The sequence below is a fragment of the Flavobacterium sp. MMS24-S5 genome (assembly GCF_050320125.1).
GTDB lineage: Bacteria > Bacteroidota > Bacteroidia > Flavobacteriales > Flavobacteriaceae > Flavobacterium > Flavobacterium tyrosinilyticum.
Genome location: NZ_CP190016.1, coordinates 1,212,577 through 1,228,592 on the forward strand (window position 1 = coordinate 1,212,577; position 16,016 = coordinate 1,228,592).

General features: G+C 33.9%; 10 protein-coding genes, 7 tRNA genes and 1 pseudogene. 3 read left to right on the forward strand and 15 right to left on the reverse strand.

Annotation, left to right across the window (positions count from 1 at the left end; genetic code table 11):
* The first annotated feature begins 85 nt into the window (after positions 1-85).
* From ACPWTF_RS05310 to ACPWTF_RS05320, 3 genes are all read left to right on the forward strand, one after another.
* Entirely contained in the window at positions 86-520 is a 435-nt protein-coding gene (locus tag ACPWTF_RS05310) for a hypothetical protein (RefSeq protein ID WP_427874708.1), read from the forward strand.
* A 177-nt stretch (positions 521-697) separates the two neighbouring features.
* Positions 698-2,476: an AMP-dependent synthetase/ligase gene (locus ACPWTF_RS05315; RefSeq protein ID WP_427874709.1), complete on the forward strand. Its 1,779-nt coding sequence runs from the start codon at positions 698-700 to the stop codon at positions 2,474-2,476.
* 145 nt (positions 2,477-2,621) lie between these two features.
* A complete protein-coding gene (locus tag ACPWTF_RS05320; protein WP_427874710.1) occupies positions 2,622-3,536 on the forward strand; it encodes a phytanoyl-CoA dioxygenase family protein in 915 nt (304 codons plus the stop codon).
* A gap of 107 nt (positions 3,537-3,643) precedes the next feature.
* Here the strand turns inward: ACPWTF_RS05320 and ACPWTF_RS05325 are convergent.
* The 15 genes and pseudogenes from ACPWTF_RS05325 to ACPWTF_RS05395 all read right to left on the reverse strand — a co-directional run bounded on the left by ACPWTF_RS05325 (position 3,644) and on the right by ACPWTF_RS05395 (position 15,844).
* Positions 3,644-4,190: pseudogene (locus ACPWTF_RS05325) on the reverse strand (exonuclease domain-containing protein).
* 311 nt (positions 4,191-4,501) lie between these two features.
* Positions 4,502-5,005, reverse strand: a complete 504-nt coding sequence (locus ACPWTF_RS05330) for a hypothetical protein (RefSeq protein WP_427874711.1) — start codon at positions 5,003-5,005, stop codon at positions 4,502-4,504.
* 322 nt (positions 5,006-5,327) lie between these two features.
* Positions 5,328-6,443: a slipin family protein gene (locus ACPWTF_RS05335; RefSeq protein ID WP_427874712.1), complete on the reverse strand. Its 1,116-nt coding sequence runs from the start codon at positions 6,441-6,443 to the stop codon at positions 5,328-5,330.
* 745 nt (positions 6,444-7,188) lie between these two features.
* A complete protein-coding gene (locus ACPWTF_RS05340) occupies positions 7,189-7,974 on the reverse strand; it encodes a hypothetical protein (RefSeq protein WP_427874714.1) in 786 nt (261 codons plus the stop codon).
* Positions 7,975-8,002: 28 nt separating this feature from the next.
* The gene (locus tag ACPWTF_RS05345) at positions 8,003-8,572 is read right to left on the reverse strand and encodes a hypothetical protein (protein ID WP_427874715.1); all 570 of its coding nucleotides are present in this window, start codon (positions 8,570-8,572) and stop codon (positions 8,003-8,005) included.
* Between the two features lie 28 nt (positions 8,573-8,600).
* Positions 8,601-8,673 (reverse strand) — tRNA-Leu (locus ACPWTF_RS05350).
* A gap of 98 nt (positions 8,674-8,771) precedes the next feature.
* A tRNA-Pro gene (locus tag ACPWTF_RS05355) sits at positions 8,772-8,843 on the reverse strand.
* Positions 8,844-8,900: 57 nt separating this feature from the next.
* Positions 8,901-8,973: transfer RNA gene (locus ACPWTF_RS05360), tRNA-Asp, on the reverse strand.
* A 20-nt stretch (positions 8,974-8,993) separates the two neighbouring features.
* Positions 8,994-9,067: transfer RNA gene (locus ACPWTF_RS05365), tRNA-Arg, on the reverse strand.
* An 894-nt stretch (positions 9,068-9,961) separates the two neighbouring features.
* Positions 9,962-10,035, reverse strand: a tRNA-Ser gene (locus tag ACPWTF_RS05370).
* 110 nt (positions 10,036-10,145) lie between these two features.
* Positions 10,146-10,219, reverse strand: a tRNA-Ala gene (locus ACPWTF_RS05375).
* A gap of 128 nt (positions 10,220-10,347) precedes the next feature.
* Positions 10,348-10,420: transfer RNA gene (locus tag ACPWTF_RS05380), tRNA-Trp, on the reverse strand.
* 77 nt (positions 10,421-10,497) lie between these two features.
* Positions 10,498-11,877, reverse strand: coding sequence for an SDR family NAD(P)-dependent oxidoreductase (locus ACPWTF_RS05385; protein ID WP_427874716.1), 1,380 nt, complete (start codon positions 11,875-11,877; stop codon positions 10,498-10,500).
* A 55-nt stretch (positions 11,878-11,932) separates the two neighbouring features.
* Complete coding sequence (locus ACPWTF_RS05390; RefSeq protein WP_427874717.1) at positions 11,933-12,649, reverse strand: DUF434 domain-containing protein; 717 nt, start codon at positions 12,647-12,649, stop codon at positions 11,933-11,935.
* A 135-nt stretch (positions 12,650-12,784) separates the two neighbouring features.
* Entirely contained in the window at positions 12,785-15,844 is a 3,060-nt protein-coding gene (locus ACPWTF_RS05395) for a DUF4132 domain-containing protein (protein ID WP_427874718.1), read from the reverse strand.
* Between the last annotated feature and the right edge of the window lie 172 nt (positions 15,845-16,016).

A 16,016-nucleotide genomic window follows, 5' to 3' on the forward strand; every position in this document is an offset into this window, starting at 1 on the left:
ATTCTATAAAAAAAATGGATTATATTCGCTCAGCAAAAATCATCCACTAGATTTTTCGACCCAAAAATATTTAAACCTACATAGAATGAAATTTTTAAAATTACTTTTTGTTTTCAGCCTATTCTTTGCTGTTACACCATCACATTCACAAGTTCACGTAGATCAGATTATCCACAATTCTAAAGAACGTTATATTACTACTACAATTGGCTATCCAGTTCCTGGAACTTACGCGCCATTAAATCAAAAAGAGCCTATTACGGTTTTAAATCCAGACGGAACAGGTTTTATTCAAGCTGAAGATTTAAGCAAACAAAAAATAAATTGGGGAATCGAATGTACTGAAGAAGGTGTTCCTGTTTTTAAAGAAGGATTCAATAGTGCTTCTTACACATTCTGGTACAGACCAAATGACAGTAATGAATGGTATTATTCTCAATTCTCTATTCATTTTGCTAAGAAAAAAATGTTTCTAATGGGCGAAAGAGTAAAAGTATACGAAGATTATAACGTACAATAGCGTTTAAAAAACGTCTTCAAATTAAATTTTTCTTGATTTTTTAGAAATTTAACGGCGAAAAAGAAAACGTTTTCGTTGATTTTTAATAGTCTTTATAAATTTTCCCATTAAATTTTATAAAACTGAAAATCATACCCAAATTTTATTTAATTTGCAATAAAATTCAATATATTAAACATGGTTTCAATCACACGCCTTTTTGATTTTCCCTATTATCAACAAGAAACTTACAACCTTCCAGTTGCTCTCGCAACCAAAAAAAATGGAGTCTGGGAAAAAACATCCAGTGAAGAATATATTGCAAAAGCAAATGCTATTTCGAGAGCATTATTGCGTATGGGCGTTCAGAAAGATGATAAAATTGCTTTAATTAGTTCAAATAACCGTACCGAGTGGAATATAATGGACATTGGAATTTTGCAGACTGGTGCGCAAAATGTTCCAATTTATCCAACTATTGCAGAAGAAGATTACGAATATATTTTAAACCACAGCGGCAGTATTTACTGTTTTGTTTCTGATGATGAAGTGTTACAAAAAGTAAATGCAATTAAAGCCAATGTACCGACATTGAAAGAAGTATATTCTTTTAATGAAATTAATGGCTGTAAACATTGGTCAGACTTATTGGTTTTAGGCGAAGATGACAGCAATCAAAGCGAAGTTGAGGCTAAAAAAGACAGTATCCAAACAGATGATTTAGCTACTATTATTTATACTTCTGGAACAACAGGAAGACCTAAAGGTGTTATGCTTTCGCACAAAAATATTGTGTCAAATGTTTTAGACAGCTCACCAAGAATCCCATTTGATCCAGGAAAAAGCACCGCATTAAGCTTCTTGCCTATCTGTCATATTTTTGAAAGAATGATTTTGTATATCTATCAATATTATGGCGTATCGGTTTATTTTGGAGAATCTATTGATAAAATCAGTGATAACTTAAAAGACGTCCGTCCAACTGTAATTACAGCTGTACCAAGACTTTTAGAAAAAGTTTACGATAAAATTTATGCTAAAGGAGCTGAGCTAACAGGAATTAAGAAAAAACTGTTTTTCTGGGCTATCGATTTAGGTTTAAGATATGAACCATACGGAGCAAATGGCGCTTGGTATGAATTCCAATTAAAAATTGCACGCAAATTAATTTTCAGTAAATGGAAAGAAGGTTTGGGTGGGAATTTAGATTTAATGGTTTCTGGAAGTGCTGCCTTACAGCCGCGTTTGACAAGGGTTTTTGCTGCTGCAGAAATTCCAGTTATGGAAGGTTACGGTTTAACGGAAACTTCTCCAGTAATTGCTGTAAACGACCAAAGAAACAAAGGATTTAAAATTGGAACTGTTGGAAAGCCGATTCGTAACCTAGAAGTAAAAATTGCCGAAGACGGAGAAATTTTATTAAAAGGGCCAAACGTAATGTTAGGCTATTATAAAGATCCTGAGAAAACGGCAGAAGCTGTAATTGACGGTTATTTTCATACGGGAGATATCGGAGAAATTGACAGCGAAGGTTTCTTAAAAATTACCGATCGTAAAAAAGAAATGTTCAAGACTTCTGGAGGTAAATATATTGCTCCGCAAATGATCGAAAATGCCATGAAACAATCTCGTTTTATTGAACAGATAATGGTTATTGGTGAAGGCGAAAAAATGCCAGGTGCTTTTATTCAGCCAAACTTTGAATTTGTAAAAGAATGGGCAAAAATCCATAAAATTACTTTAGGAAGTTCTGATGCGGAAATCAGCGCTAATGCAGATGTTATCAAACGAATCGATGAAGAAGTAGAAGGAATCAACAAAAAATTCGGACATTGGGAACAAGTAAAACGTTTTGAACTTACTCCAGATGTATGGTCAATTGACGGCGGGCAGCTTACCCCTACTCTAAAATTGAAACGTAAAATCATTAAAGAAATTTACAAAGATCTTTATGCAAAAATCTACGGAAACAATTAATAAATCAAGATAATATAACCAAAGTGAAAAGGCTGTCTCATTGAGATAGCCTTTTTTTTAGTATCAAAAAACGGGTATTTTTACTTTAAACACCCAACTATAAATCGCGTATTTTTAGGTTTTCTTTTACCTAAAACAAAACAATATGCCTTGGACAGTTCTCGAACAATTGTGGAAACGAACTTTAGATTCTAAAAATGCGAATTCAGACCATACCAATTGGGATAACCAGATTAAAACACTATATCAGTTAGGCATTGGCATGGAAGATACTTTGTATTTTCTATATTCTGAAAAACCAGATTTTGAAACTTTCAAAACATGGATTAATAATAGAAAAAGAAATACTGATCAAGAAATTGAGGATTTAACTGTAAATGTCTTGTCTGAACAGGATCTTGAATTTTGGAATCGGAACGGTTATGTTGTGGTTAAAAATGCTATTTCAAAAGAAGATTGCGAAGCCACTCAAAAAGCCATTTGGGAATATTTAAAAATGAATCCGAATGAAAAAGAAAGCTGGTACAAGCGTCACGAAGAACAAAAAGGGCTTATGCTTAATTTTTCGGATCATGAAACTTTAAATCGTAATCGCTTTTCGCCAAAAGTAAAAAAGGCTTACGAACAGCTTTATGGAACTACAAATATCTACAAAACAATAGATAAAGTAAGTTTTAATCCGCCCGAAACAGATCATTTCACCTTTCTTGGAAGTCCGCTTCATTGGGATATGAGCTTAAAAAAACCGCTTACTTATGGTCTACAAGGGTTATTTTATTTAACTGAATGCAAAGAAAATGATGGCGCTTTCCATTGCGTTCCAGGTTTTCACAATCAAATCGATGAATGGCTCGACGAACTTGAGCCACATGAAAATCCAAGAGAAAAAGCTTTAAAAACGTTGCAACCAAAACCAATTACAGGAGATGCAGGCGATTTTATAATCTGGCACAATGCATTGCCACACTGCGCAACACCTAACAGAGGAGAAAGTCCAAGAATGGTTCAATATCTTACTTATCTTCCAGATGATTACAATGCTGCTGGAGAATGGATTTGAATGATTTACAGCAATTGTAAAAACACAAAAAACTGCAAATACTTCTATTTGCAGTTTTCTACAGTTATCAGCTATCCTTTTGATAACTGCGATTAACAAATTAAATTCTAATTTTTAAGGCACCAATTCAAAATCTTTGCGATGTTTTTGGCATCGTCAATTCCGCGGTGATGTGTTCCTTCTAACGGAATATTCAGCAATGCAAGCGCACCATTCATTCCTGTTGGTTTAACCAAGCCAAACTTTTCGGCAAAATGCTCTTTTACATTGATATGCTCCTCTCCCATTGGATAAGAAACACCAAACGATTTACACTGTTTTTTCAGCATATTCAAATCGTACTGACCGTAACTTGCCCAAGTGTACAAATCGGGATTATATTCGTCGATAAGCTCATTAATAGCATCTTCAAAACTAACTCCGCTCTTATCAAGTAAATCCTGAGTAATGGTGGTCAATTCTGTACAAAACAAACTAACGGTTGAGCGTTGCGGCTTTACCAATATCCCTTTATTCTTAGAAATTGCTCCCGTTTCTGTGTTCAACACAGCCAAACCAATTTCTATAATTTCATTTTGCTGCCCGCTCGGGCAACGCGCCTTGCCAGCATGTGGCTTCTAAATCAATAATAATAATTTTATCTGTAGTTTTCATTTTTTTAATTTTTTAATAATTATTTTTTTTCTAACCGCTAAGAGCGCTAAAATTCACGCAAAGGAACGCTAAGATTAGTTTCTCCCAGATTTAGCAGATTTTTTTTAATAATCCTTTTAATCTTATTAATCTGTGGCTAAAAAACTTTGCGCCTTTGCGCCTTTGCGAGATTTTTCTAACCGCTAAGAGCGCTAAGATTTACGCAAAGGAACGCTAAGATTAGTTTCTCGCAGATTCAGCAGATTTTTTTTAATAATCTTGTTAATCTGTGTCTAAAAAACTTTGTGTCTTAGCGACTTTGTGGCAGACCTTTAGAAAAACATGCTTTTAAAATCTAGAAAGAAACTTCTTTTCTTAGACTTTTTTTCAGGCTTTTCTTTTTTTGCAGAACTCTTCTTTTCAAAAACAGCTTTAGCTTTCTCAAGCTTTTTAACTGGTTTTGTCTCTTCTTTTTTAGAAGTTTCATAAAACTTTTTGAAAGGACGTGGCTCAAAATCAACCAAAATAGCTGCCATATTTATAGCATCAATATTGGATGGATCTGTTTCTCCTTTTAAGAAAGTTTCGATAGGTCTGAATTTGTCTTTCTTTTCCTTAAACTTGTTCTTTTTCGTATGAACGAAATCTAGCCCTAATAGGTTTTTAAAAACATTCAAATCATCTTGAGTTGGGTTATTTTCGAAAATAAGCCAGCACAAATCACGAAGTTTTCCACGAGAAGGCTTGTACAAATAATCAAAGTATTTGCCGCCTTTTTCTGTCTCGTATTTATTTCTAATTGCTTTTTTATATTTTTCTAGTGTATTGTTTTGCATGATATTTTTCTTTTGCAATTCTTGGAAATCTCAGGAAATCAAAGGCTTTTCTGGGAAATCCAATATCACAAAGTTTAAAAGCACGCTTGCTTTACCAGAGAAATATCTCTAAATGATATATATGGTTTCCCGAAAATTCACCTTTTCATTCCATAGGCTAATGCATTCTAAATCTGCTCCTTTAATTGAGGCAAACGAAGATTCACTTAACTCCACTTTATCCGTTTGACCTTTTTAGCCCGACGCAAATCCTATTTCTTGATTCATCCTTAAATTTTTATTATTAAACTTAAACGATCAACATTTACTGTTAATGGCTCTTTTATTTTACGAAGATTTCTTTTAATTGACCAATTACGTTTCCACCGCCAGAAATGGTGATTTCACCAATTTTATCAGCGATTTTTTCAACGTACTCCATCTCTTTCAACTTCCACAACATTTCATTTTCTTCCATCAGCTTTGCTGTGTTTAGCAAACTTCTTGTTGCAGCAGTTTCTTCTCTTCTCATAATGCTATTGGCCTGCGCTTTTTTCTCAGCAACCAAAACCTGATTCATGATTTCTTTCATATCTCCTGGAAGAATTACATCTCTTATTCCAGCATCAGAAATTGTTAAACCTAAATCTTTGATCTTAGTTTTTGCTTCTTCTAAAATTGCATCGGCAATTGCATCCTTCTTTGACAATAATTCATCTAAAGTTAATCCGCCAACAAAAGCTCTTAAAGCCAGTTGCATTGCGACATACAATTGTTTTTCAAAATCTTTATTTTCAGTCAAAGCTTTCATAATATCAACCACTTGATATCTCACAAAAAAGTTGATTCTTAATCCTGCTTTATCTTTAGTCAACAACTCCTGACCAGAAATTTCCAATTGTTGCTGTCTAGTATCAACTGTTTTCACTTCCATTGTAATGGCGTTATTCCAGAAATAATGTGTCCCTGATTTCAATTCTTTCACAAAAGTTCCATTCACAAATAATAAAGCTTTGTCATTACTTGCTACAATAAATTTTCTTGTGAAGTATCTCATCTTAACATTTTCCAATAAGTTTACTGGAATATTTTCTGTAATTTCAATCTTAGACAAATCTGCTTTAATGAATTCATTTTTTACAACTCCTTTCCAAAAAGCATACTTTCCTGGCACCAGAACTTCTTTAAAATTTCCTTTTACAAATTGCAACACAATTTCGTTATCGGCAACTTCAACAACTTCCAAAAGAGATGCTAACACTTCATTTTGCAATAAAATATCCAACTCAAAAGGAGCCTGAAAGAATCCGTTTAGATCATAAATCATAATGTTTTTGTTTCCAAAAACCCAGTGTAATCCTTCTTCTAATACTTTTATTAATTTTCTATTTTCGAACACCAAGCCTACTTGGTAAGTCTCGATTTTAATTCTTTTTATCATAATGTTTTTTTGTTTCATGTTTCAAGTTTCATGTTCTGAAATCATTAAAACCTCTATTCTCTTTATTCTTTTCTCTATTTTCTTTCCTCTATTCTCTTCTTAATAAAAAAACCTTTTTGCCTTTCTCCTCTAAGAAAAACGGACGAATAGTTTGTTCTTTGTCTGTCTGAATTGTTTCTGATTTTATTTTATTGAGAGAATCCCCAAATTCTCTTAACAATCAAATCAAAAAGAAAACAAACTTTTCAAAACACATTTCGATTCGCACTGGCTTTATCAGAGTGTGAAACATCAGATTCTAAAATCTTAATTTCACTGACAAAGACAAATTAGTTTTTTCTAATGGTACATCTTTTTAAGAGTGATGCGCTCTACTGTTACAGGTTTTTGAGACCCGTTGACTAACCAATTCGTCCAACCGAAACGTGTTCGGTGCAGGATTCGAACCTGCATAAACATTCTATTACTCTACCAACTGAGTTACCACATTACTGCGGATGGGAATCGAACCCACGACAAATAGATCGTGTGATAATTTTTTGGAAAACCATCAAAACCTCCAAACCAAGCTGCATAGAAAAACATAATACGCTTTCGCGAAAAGTCTGCTACAATGGTGCTATACCGAAACACCCAACAAGGCTTGTTTGATATTTTTAATCAAAGTTTCCTTTGATATAATTTCATTTTATAAAAGAACTTTTTTACTTCTTAAACAAAGATTCAAATGATCCTGCGCAATTATTCTGCGCAGGATATTTTTTTAATTAATCCATTCTATAACCGTCGATAAATAAGCTTCTCTTACTTGATCAAATCGAGTTATGTTCGGAATATGATTTACTTCTAATAAATATTTAGAACCATCTTTTCCAACGATATAATCATTTCCAATCATATCCATCTTCAAAGTTTCTTTTATATAAATTGTATCTGCTAGTAAATCTTCATCAACAGGCATAAAACCTGCGTTATCAGGATGAATAGATTTTAACCAATCGTCTCCTTCTAATTTAATCTGCCAATAAACATCTCCAATCATCATGATACGAACGGCTTCCCCTTCATAATAAGGTTCAATTGTAGCCGTAAATTGGCTTTCCCATTCTCCCGTAAAACGATGTTTATTCTCGCCGCAATGCCAATTACCCCATTTGGCAACCGTATCATTTGCAATAGTTACAGAAGCTCCAGCACTTATAAACCCACGAGGTGCACTAAATTTCGAAAGAGATAATGCTTTTACCAGACACGGAATCTTAAATCGGCAATCCAACATTGCCGCCGCATTCGGATAACAGTCTCCTCGCCAAATTGCTAAACCAGTAATAAAATCGAAATCATTATCGTAAATTCCATAATAAACCACTTTATCAACCGGAAGCATTCCAACTCCATTGGCTTTTTCCATATAAAGCACTTCATCTTTTACTACGATTTTAGGAATAGACTGATGCCAAATAATATGTCCTGAATAATTGCCTTTTATAACATCATATTCTTCTTGTTCAATTCCAACAAGAGCTATTCGGTTGTATAATTCTTTCATTTTTTTAATTTTTAGCGTTATTTTCTTTTTACACAGATTCTAATTTCATTCGTTTAATACCAAAATCTGATTTTCTTAATTTACACATTCGCTCATCTGAAATGTGATGGAAAACAATACCTTCAATGTCATTCTCTGATAAGAATATTTCTAAATCCTTAAAATCAAGACTTACAAAATCAAGTATTTCACTTCCGTGTTTTACCAATGTATGTTTCTCAAAATTTTCCGGGTTTCCTTGTACTTTAGGTTCGCATAATTCGTAAGTTCCGTCAACTTTATTTTCTAATCCATCAAAACCTTCAAAGAAATGCTTATCCTCCGATTTTGAACGATCACATTTTAACCAGTGTGGATGATGTCCTGAAATTGGATCTGCTTCCTGACAAGGAATTGCTCCCAACGGAATTGTTCTTCCTTTTTTAGCATCAAACCTTTTAAATATTTCACCGTCGATAATCGCTGCAGATGTACCATCAAATTTTCTAGTTGCAATAGATTCTCCTTCAAAAACCCATTTGTTTTCAATATTAATTTTATCTATAATCCTTCCTAAATCATTAGGATCTTTGGCGAATAATGTACTTATCTTTTTCATTGTATATTTTTTTAAATCTTCATTTTTGTACAGGAAGAGAGACTCGAACTCTCAGGAAACTGATCCTAAATCAGCCGTGTTTACCATTTCACCATTCCTGCATTTTTTTTTTAGTTTCTAAGTTTCTGAGATGCTAAGGGACTAAGTTTTTTAAACTTTTAAATCTGAATCTTAGCAACTTTAAAAACCATTTCATTTGTCTGGGAAGCAGGATTCGAACCTGCGACCTCCCGCATCCAAAGCGGGTAAACAACCTCCGTTATCTTCCCAGGTTTATTTAAGTAACTTAGAATCTTAACATCTCAGAAACTTAGAAACTTTAAAAAAGCGGCTCATACGGGAGTCGAACCCGTTTCTCCCGAGAGACAGTCGGGAAGGTTAGCCAGTAACCCCAATGAGCCAGTTCCTTCTAGAGAACAAGTGATTTTGGAAGGATTCGAACCTTCGACCATCTGCTTCGTAGGCAGACGCTCTATCCAACTGAGCTACAAAATCAATTTTTTGGGCATAAAAAAAGCACCCGATCAAAGGTGCTTTACAAAATTCAACGTGATATAACTATCCTATTGCCTATATTGATGCACCTGCATTGTCAAACGTCCAAGATCGAATCTTGCGTTTAGTGGTAATCCGTATGATATTTTATTTTGTAAAGCCATTTTGTATGCTGTATTATATTTTAAATTCTTGTTATTATTTGAAACGCTGTGTTTCAATTTTGTTTGGCAAAGATAATGTCGAAAAAATCATATTTCCAAATATTTTTTAAGATTATTTTTCTGATTATCAATTAGTTACACTTAAAATTAAACCAAAGAAATCCCTGTCCGCAAACTGGTGCAGATTTCTCTTTTTATCAAATGACTGTTACTCATCAGATTACTTTTCAAGATTATATTTCGCTATTGGGTTTAATCATTAAACATTTTGTCAATTATTTTTTTAGTTTTTTTTAGTTATGGTTTAATATTCTATCATTTTTATTGTCTTTCTATTCAATTTTATTGTCACAATGAACGAAGTCGAAGTGGTTAAAAACAAAAAAAGCGCCCTACTTTGAGGACGCTTTTCTGTTTTATGATGAGTTTGACTCTAAATTTTACATTTTAATTTCATAAAAATACATATTGCATCCTGATACTCTAGCCGGAAGTTCTCCTGCTAAGTGGTCAAAATATTTTGCGATTGAAAGTGTCATATGTATTTTAGGATATTTAATTATGGCCACAAATGTAGTATATTTTGTCATAATTTAAATTGATTAATGAAATTAATTTTAACATATTTTTTTAAAAACAACTTAAACATACTGATATTCAATAGCATACAATTTAAATAAATTGAACGCATGTTTTAAGGAATTACTACCGCGAAAATGCGTATTTAAGAAAAGGTGTGCAAGGACTCGAACCTGCATCCTTCTGTTTAGCAAACAGTTGCTCTTCCAATTGAGCTAACACCTTTGTATTTTTATTTGCCACGAAGGCACTAAGACACGAAGTTTTCTTTTTAAGTTTTGAAGTAAAAAAACCTTTGTCACTTTTAAACTATGCGTCTTTGTAACTTAAAAAAGAAAGGTGTGCCTGGACTCGAACCTGCAACCTCTTACCTGCTGGGTAAACGCTCTTCCAATTGAGCTAACACCTTTATATTTTTATTTGCCACGAAGGCAGCAAGACACGAAGTTTTCTTTTTAAGTTTTGAACCTTAAATAAGCCGCAAAGTTAAAGCCCTTTGTCACTTTTAAGCTATGAACCTTTGCAACTTTAAAAAAAAAGGATGCACCTGGACTCGAACCTGTACCTTTCCCAGTGGCGGGGAACGCTCTTCCAATTGAGCTAACACCCTAGTGGATAGTTGGGACTCGAACCCAAAACTTTTCCTGTGGGGGGAATATTTTTCCAATTAAACTACTATCCTAACTTTTACCAATTGGAAACTTTGTAGTTTTTCAACAAGACCCCAAATATACTTTTTCCTTTAATACCCTGCACGATTGGATCAAAAATTCTGCTGGCTCCATCTACAGAATCCAGCGGCGGAATATATCCTTCCTCAAACTGCTTTTTTCGCAGGCTTTCTTTTGCACCGGTCGAAATCCAGCCAACATCTACACTGGTCATAAAGATAGCATCTTCTGCAAATTCTTTGGCAGAAGTAAGTGTCATCATATTTAGTGCTGCTTTTGTCATATTAGTATGAGGGTGAAAAATCGTTTTGTTAGTATAACTAAATATTCCTTCAGAAGATGTCACATTCACAATAAAACGTTCATCGAATGCTGAGTTTAAAAATAATGGTTTAAGTTCCTTTATCAGGAAATAAGGCGCAATTTGATTGATCAGATTAACCTCAACAAGTTCATACATGCTAATTTCTTCCAAAGTAGAATTCCAACTGGTTTTATCCCGATTATCAACAGGTTGTCCAAAACGCGAAAGTGCGATTTCGGTTTGTTCTTCAAAGCCATACTCTAAAGCTTTTACTTCTGATGTTACTTGAGTTTTATTGGCAATCAGATGGACATTTACCGAAAATTCTCCAAGCAGGTTTTCTTCTTTTCTAATTAATGGAACATAATATTCATCTGGATATTTTATAGTTTGAGCCGCATTATTTATTAAAATGTCCAAACTGTCAAATTTGGATTTATAAAACGATACAAATTCATTAATAGCATTTAGATTTCGTAAATCCAGACCATAGATAATCAGATTTTCTCCCCATTGATCAAAATCTTCTTCAAGTTTGAATTGTTCTAACGCAAGCGCAGGAAAACGGGTTGTAAGTACAACATTGGCATTACTTCGCAATAATTTTAAAGCTGTTGCAAAACCTACCTTTACTCGTCCGCCAGTTAAAATTACGTTTCTTCCTTTTAGATCTATATTCTGAAAACGTTTTTCATAGTTTTCTTCTGCACATTCTGGACAAAGTCTTGTGTAGAAACTATGGGCCAACTTATAAGACCGATTACAGGCATAACAATTTTTAGGCAGATTTAATTCGGTAAATTGTTGTTCTTCTGGATTTTCTTTTTCTGAAAATAATGTTTCTCCTTTTAAAGCTTTTGATACTATAGTCGAGTTTATACTAACCTGAAAATCCTGCTGCTTTTTTGAAGTATAACTGACGCTTCGGATATTTTTTTTGGCATTTTTATGAATTTTGGTAATCAAACCCGCAAATAAATCGTTGTCAGGATTCTCCAACGGATTGTCTTTTAAAGCCTGTAAAACCTTTATACAGCTTTTCCATTCTTCATCATCAAAAATATAGGTATTGTTGTTATTGTTTTCTTTCATTATTTTTAAGAATTACAGCTTTGGCCTCATTTAAAAAAGAACATTCTTTTTTTATTTATTCACTGCAAATTATAGTTTCAGTTATATTGAGATGAGTCAAAACATATTTCATCAAATTAAAATTTGCTAAAGCATGATCTAAAATCCACGCATCAGATGTTATCGCAATTTGATTACTTTCTGCCATAACTTTATCAGGATTATTGACTAGTTCGACTTTCCAATCTAAACAATTTTTCAAAGCGATTTCTTCAATTATCTGTTTTAATTTTCCGCTATTAGAAACGGGTTTATCAAACAACCAATGCGCCGTTTTTACTTTTTCGTTTCTAAAAAAATCCACTATTATGTCAATAGCCTGCGAAGTTTGATTTACCTTTCTATAAGTTCCATAAACACTTGACAAATCTCTTATATAACCATCTAATCCTGTAAAAACATAGGCTTTTGATAAGATGCTTTCCAGCAAAATTAACACATTAAAACCATCAATAACAATTTCTTTTCCTTCTAGATCCTTATTTTGAATTTCCTTTGATTTTCGGTCTTCAATCTGACTTTGAGAAGCACTCATTCCACGAACAGCTTGTTGCTGACGCGCATTTAAACGGTAGCGATTTCCAACCAAAACCAATGTTGCTTTTTCGCCATAACCTCTGCTAAGAAAGTAGTGCATATCTGCAACAGCTTCTTTTAGTTTCTGTTGCATTTTTAAAGTTCCGAAGAGCGCATCATCGCTGGCTTCTTTTCCCCGGTTTTTTAGATTTGTCATTTTTTATTGAAGTTAAAGCTTTGATAAAGTAACGTTCTTTTTTTGTTACCAACTACAACTACTTAGACTTTTTATATAAAAAAAAAGAATTTAAAAAAAGGCTGTTCTAATTGAACAGCCTTTTCTATTTTTAATTTAAGCATACGTCTTATCAATCTGACTTAAAATAGTTGGATCCTGAATTTCATTGTCTTTCGCAAACAATAAAACTTTAGACATAACCTCAGCCGATTTCGGATCGTCGTCTGCAAATGGAAGAAACAAACGTCCTCTGTGTTGCGAATGAATTGGCAATATTGACAAATATTTACCCGGAACCTGATGTACAATCGCGCTTCCTAAATGTACGCTGTATTCGGCCAATTGTCCTTTTATGATGGCATGGTTTCCAGTAATTTCTACATTTTTTATTTTAAATAAACGAAGTGTTTCTCTTAACAATACTGCTCTCATTTCGATAGAAGAATGACTCGCTTCTGGATCAACTCCGCCAACATGAGCAACGCTTACCACTAAATCAATGTCGCGCATGACTTCTGAGAAAATCCTCGGATTAATATCTTCAAAAGCAATGTTTTTATAATCTTTTAAAGAATGGAATTCGATAGTTTCTAAAGTCGGACTTTCTACATCTGCTGGCGAAAACCAATCTGCCATTGCATACATTTTTACCTGATAGCCTTCTTTATGGAAAACTTTCTGCAATCCTTCCTCATAATCTACTTTCCAGCCTCTTGTTTTCAATAAAGCCAAAGTTTGATTCGGCTGTACTTGATGCCCTGCATAACGTCTCGAAATTGATTTTTCTTTTAATTCATCTGGCGTTGGAACATATAATTCTCTGAAAATCTGTTTAAATGGCTGTTGCAGTTTATTGTCAAAACAATATTTCTGGTAATCTACCCAAACATTATTTTTATGTAAATCAAAACAATGCGCAATTCTGAAAGTCTGATTTTCGTTTAACGAAATCATTTCTCCTAAACCGGTCACTAAACTTCCATCGACATAAAAACCAATCTGATTGTCATTAGAAATAAAAACCAATTTCTCCAGATGTTTTGAAATAATCGGGTGTTCAAAAAGGTTTTGCATTTCTGCGAATAAAAACTCGTCTCCGCGAATCATACTTTCTTCCAAACCTTTTCTCGAACGTGTCCATTGCTCGCGCATCGTTTTTCTGTAATTCGTCAGTTCAACAACTCCTTTGTCTTTTTTGTATTTCGGCGGAATCGATTTTAATTCTTTTCCTGCTTTATAGGTAACTAAATCGGCTTTTCCTTCATTATTGATCACCAAACTTATCGTTACATCATCTAAAACCACTTCGGTTTCCTTTGATAATATATTCTGAACTTGCTTGGTTTCCATTGCCCAAGTCAAACGAACTGGATCTGGATAACCCGCATTTCTGGCTAAGTTTTCCAATGCCACACGAATCGCCAAAGCTTCGCTCGCCTGTTTCATCGAACCAAATTCTTTACTTTCTTTTTTAAACTGCTGCAAATATTCGTAACGCGCCAAAATATCTTTTTCTGGACTTGCTTTACTTAAAGGCACCAGACCGTAAACACGCAAATAATCCTGATCACGTTTGTCTTTTACTTTGGCTGTAACTTCCCTAATTTTCAAATCGCCTGTAATCGTGTCTGCATATAAACGCGCACGACGGTGACCGTTTCCGTCTGTTACATATTTAGCCGATTCGTACAGCATTTCCCATTTAGCTTTTCCAAGTTTTTTGTAAGCCGATGTAAACCAATCTTTATCTACGGCACCATCTTTAAAATCTTGCAAATCTAAAGTCGAAAATCTAGCCGCCTCACTTTCTAATTCTGAATTTGTAGCACTGTAAGATGCTGTTTTGGTATGCGCATGAAACCACCAAATTCCTTCATCAAGACCATTCCAATCCAAATAACTGCTGATAAACTTTTGCCATTGAGGCGCATAAATAGCAGTCTGAATCAATCTTTCTTCAGAGATTTTAGCTTTTTTAATTAAAGCATTAAAGCTTTCTTGTGTATCTGTCTCTAGCGGATAACATCTCTTTAATAAGAAACTAAATAATTTCTGTTTCGTTAAATCGGTGTAACTCCACGAATAAATATAGCCTTTGTACAAACTTGCTTTGCCAAGCGCTGTAATCAATTCGACCAAACGGTTGGCACCAAAAATCTTCTGGAAACTTTGTACCAAATGCGCTACCGAAGTATTAGAATCGCCTCTTTTAACCTCGACATCCAAAAATGTTTCGCGAATTTTATCTACCATCGAAACTAGGAATGGAAATCTAACCAATAAGTCTTCGCTTCCTTGATTTCTGTAATTTCTGTTTCCACCCGTTAAAAATGAAATTCTTTCTGGTTCCAAAATACCTTCGTACAATTCACCTTCGGTAATTAACTTTTGTTCAAATGCAGCACTATATAACTGAACAAAAGGTTTGCAGTGAGAAATATTTTTTTCCAGTCCGTTTAACTGTCTCCATCTGTACAGATTCCATATCTTAATTTCTTGTTCTGTAGTTACATTTCTTAAGTCGATTCTGTTTAGATAAACATCAAAAAAGTTCTGACTTTGCCAGCCGTTTCCGTTGTTGTTATTGTAATAATATTCATTTTTACCTGGCACGTATTCAAACTCTTTTATAGATTCTGGAAGATCTGCATACAAAGCGCTACTAGCGTCGATTAAGAAATCGACTTTTTCTTCAAAAGCATATTTTACTTGCAACGCATTCAGAATATTCAGAATCGCATTGTCCCAATCGTAACCTCTTTTGTTTGGGTGTGGCAGTAATTCTTTATAATAAAAAACATGCTTTTCTAGAAAATCTCTCCAGATTTTTCGATCGCAACTGCTTACAAACGTTAGCAAAAACAAATCTCGTTCTACTAAACCTGAATTTTTAAACCATTCTTCCCAAACTTCATATAACGGATAATTGGTTGCTGCCAATTCTGAATTCTTTTCGTCTTTTAGATTTTTTAATGGTCTAAAAGAATTCCCCAATAAAACAGTCGATTTGCTGTTATCGTAGTTTTCAATTTCGTATTCGTAATTTCTGTTTTCTTCAAACAATTTATAAAGCTTCGCAATTTCCTCTTTAATATGCGACATCGATTTGGAAAAACCGTACTGATGTTCTTTTACCGCTTTTGCATACACAGAATCTGCCTTTGGTTTTGGCAATTCGTAAACTGAAATTTCGTTTGGCGTAAAAAATCCATAACCGTTTTCTGCGCTTAAAAGATCTTGTTTTTTTGAAGGTTCTAACTGCTCAATAAATTTGGTTTCCTTCTCGGTAATTTTTGGTCTTTGCAGATAATCTTTTACCCAATCGTTAACCTTATCTGTCAGTTTA

Excerpts from the sequence above, each read along its gene's own strand:
- ACPWTF_RS05340 (WP_427874714.1), bottom strand. The coding sequence starts at position 7,974 with ATGAAAGAATTATACAACCGAATAGCTCTTGTTGGAATTGAACAAGAA.
- ACPWTF_RS05320 (WP_427874710.1), top strand. The coding sequence starts at position 2,622 with ATGCCTTGGACAGTTCTCGAACAATTGTGGAAACGAACTTTAGATTCT.
- ACPWTF_RS05330 (WP_427874711.1), bottom strand. The coding sequence starts at position 5,005 with ATGCAAAACAATACACTAGAAAAATATAAAAAAGCAATTAGAAATAAA.
- ACPWTF_RS05335 (WP_427874712.1), bottom strand. The coding sequence starts at position 6,443 with ATGAAACAAAAAAACATTATGATAAAAAGAATTAAAATCGAGACTTAC.
- ACPWTF_RS05345 (WP_427874715.1), bottom strand. The coding sequence starts at position 8,572 with ATGAAAAAGATAAGTACATTATTCGCCAAAGATCCTAATGATTTAGGA.
- ACPWTF_RS05385 (WP_427874716.1), bottom strand. The coding sequence starts at position 11,877 with ATGAAAGAAAACAATAACAACAATACCTATATTTTTGATGATGAAGAA.
- ACPWTF_RS05315 (WP_427874709.1), top strand. The coding sequence starts at position 698 with ATGGTTTCAATCACACGCCTTTTTGATTTTCCCTATTATCAACAAGAA.
- ACPWTF_RS05390 (WP_427874717.1), bottom strand. The coding sequence starts at position 12,649 with ATGACAAATCTAAAAAACCGGGGAAAAGAAGCCAGCGATGATGCGCTC.
- ACPWTF_RS05310 (WP_427874708.1), top strand. The coding sequence starts at position 86 with ATGAAATTTTTAAAATTACTTTTTGTTTTCAGCCTATTCTTTGCTGTT.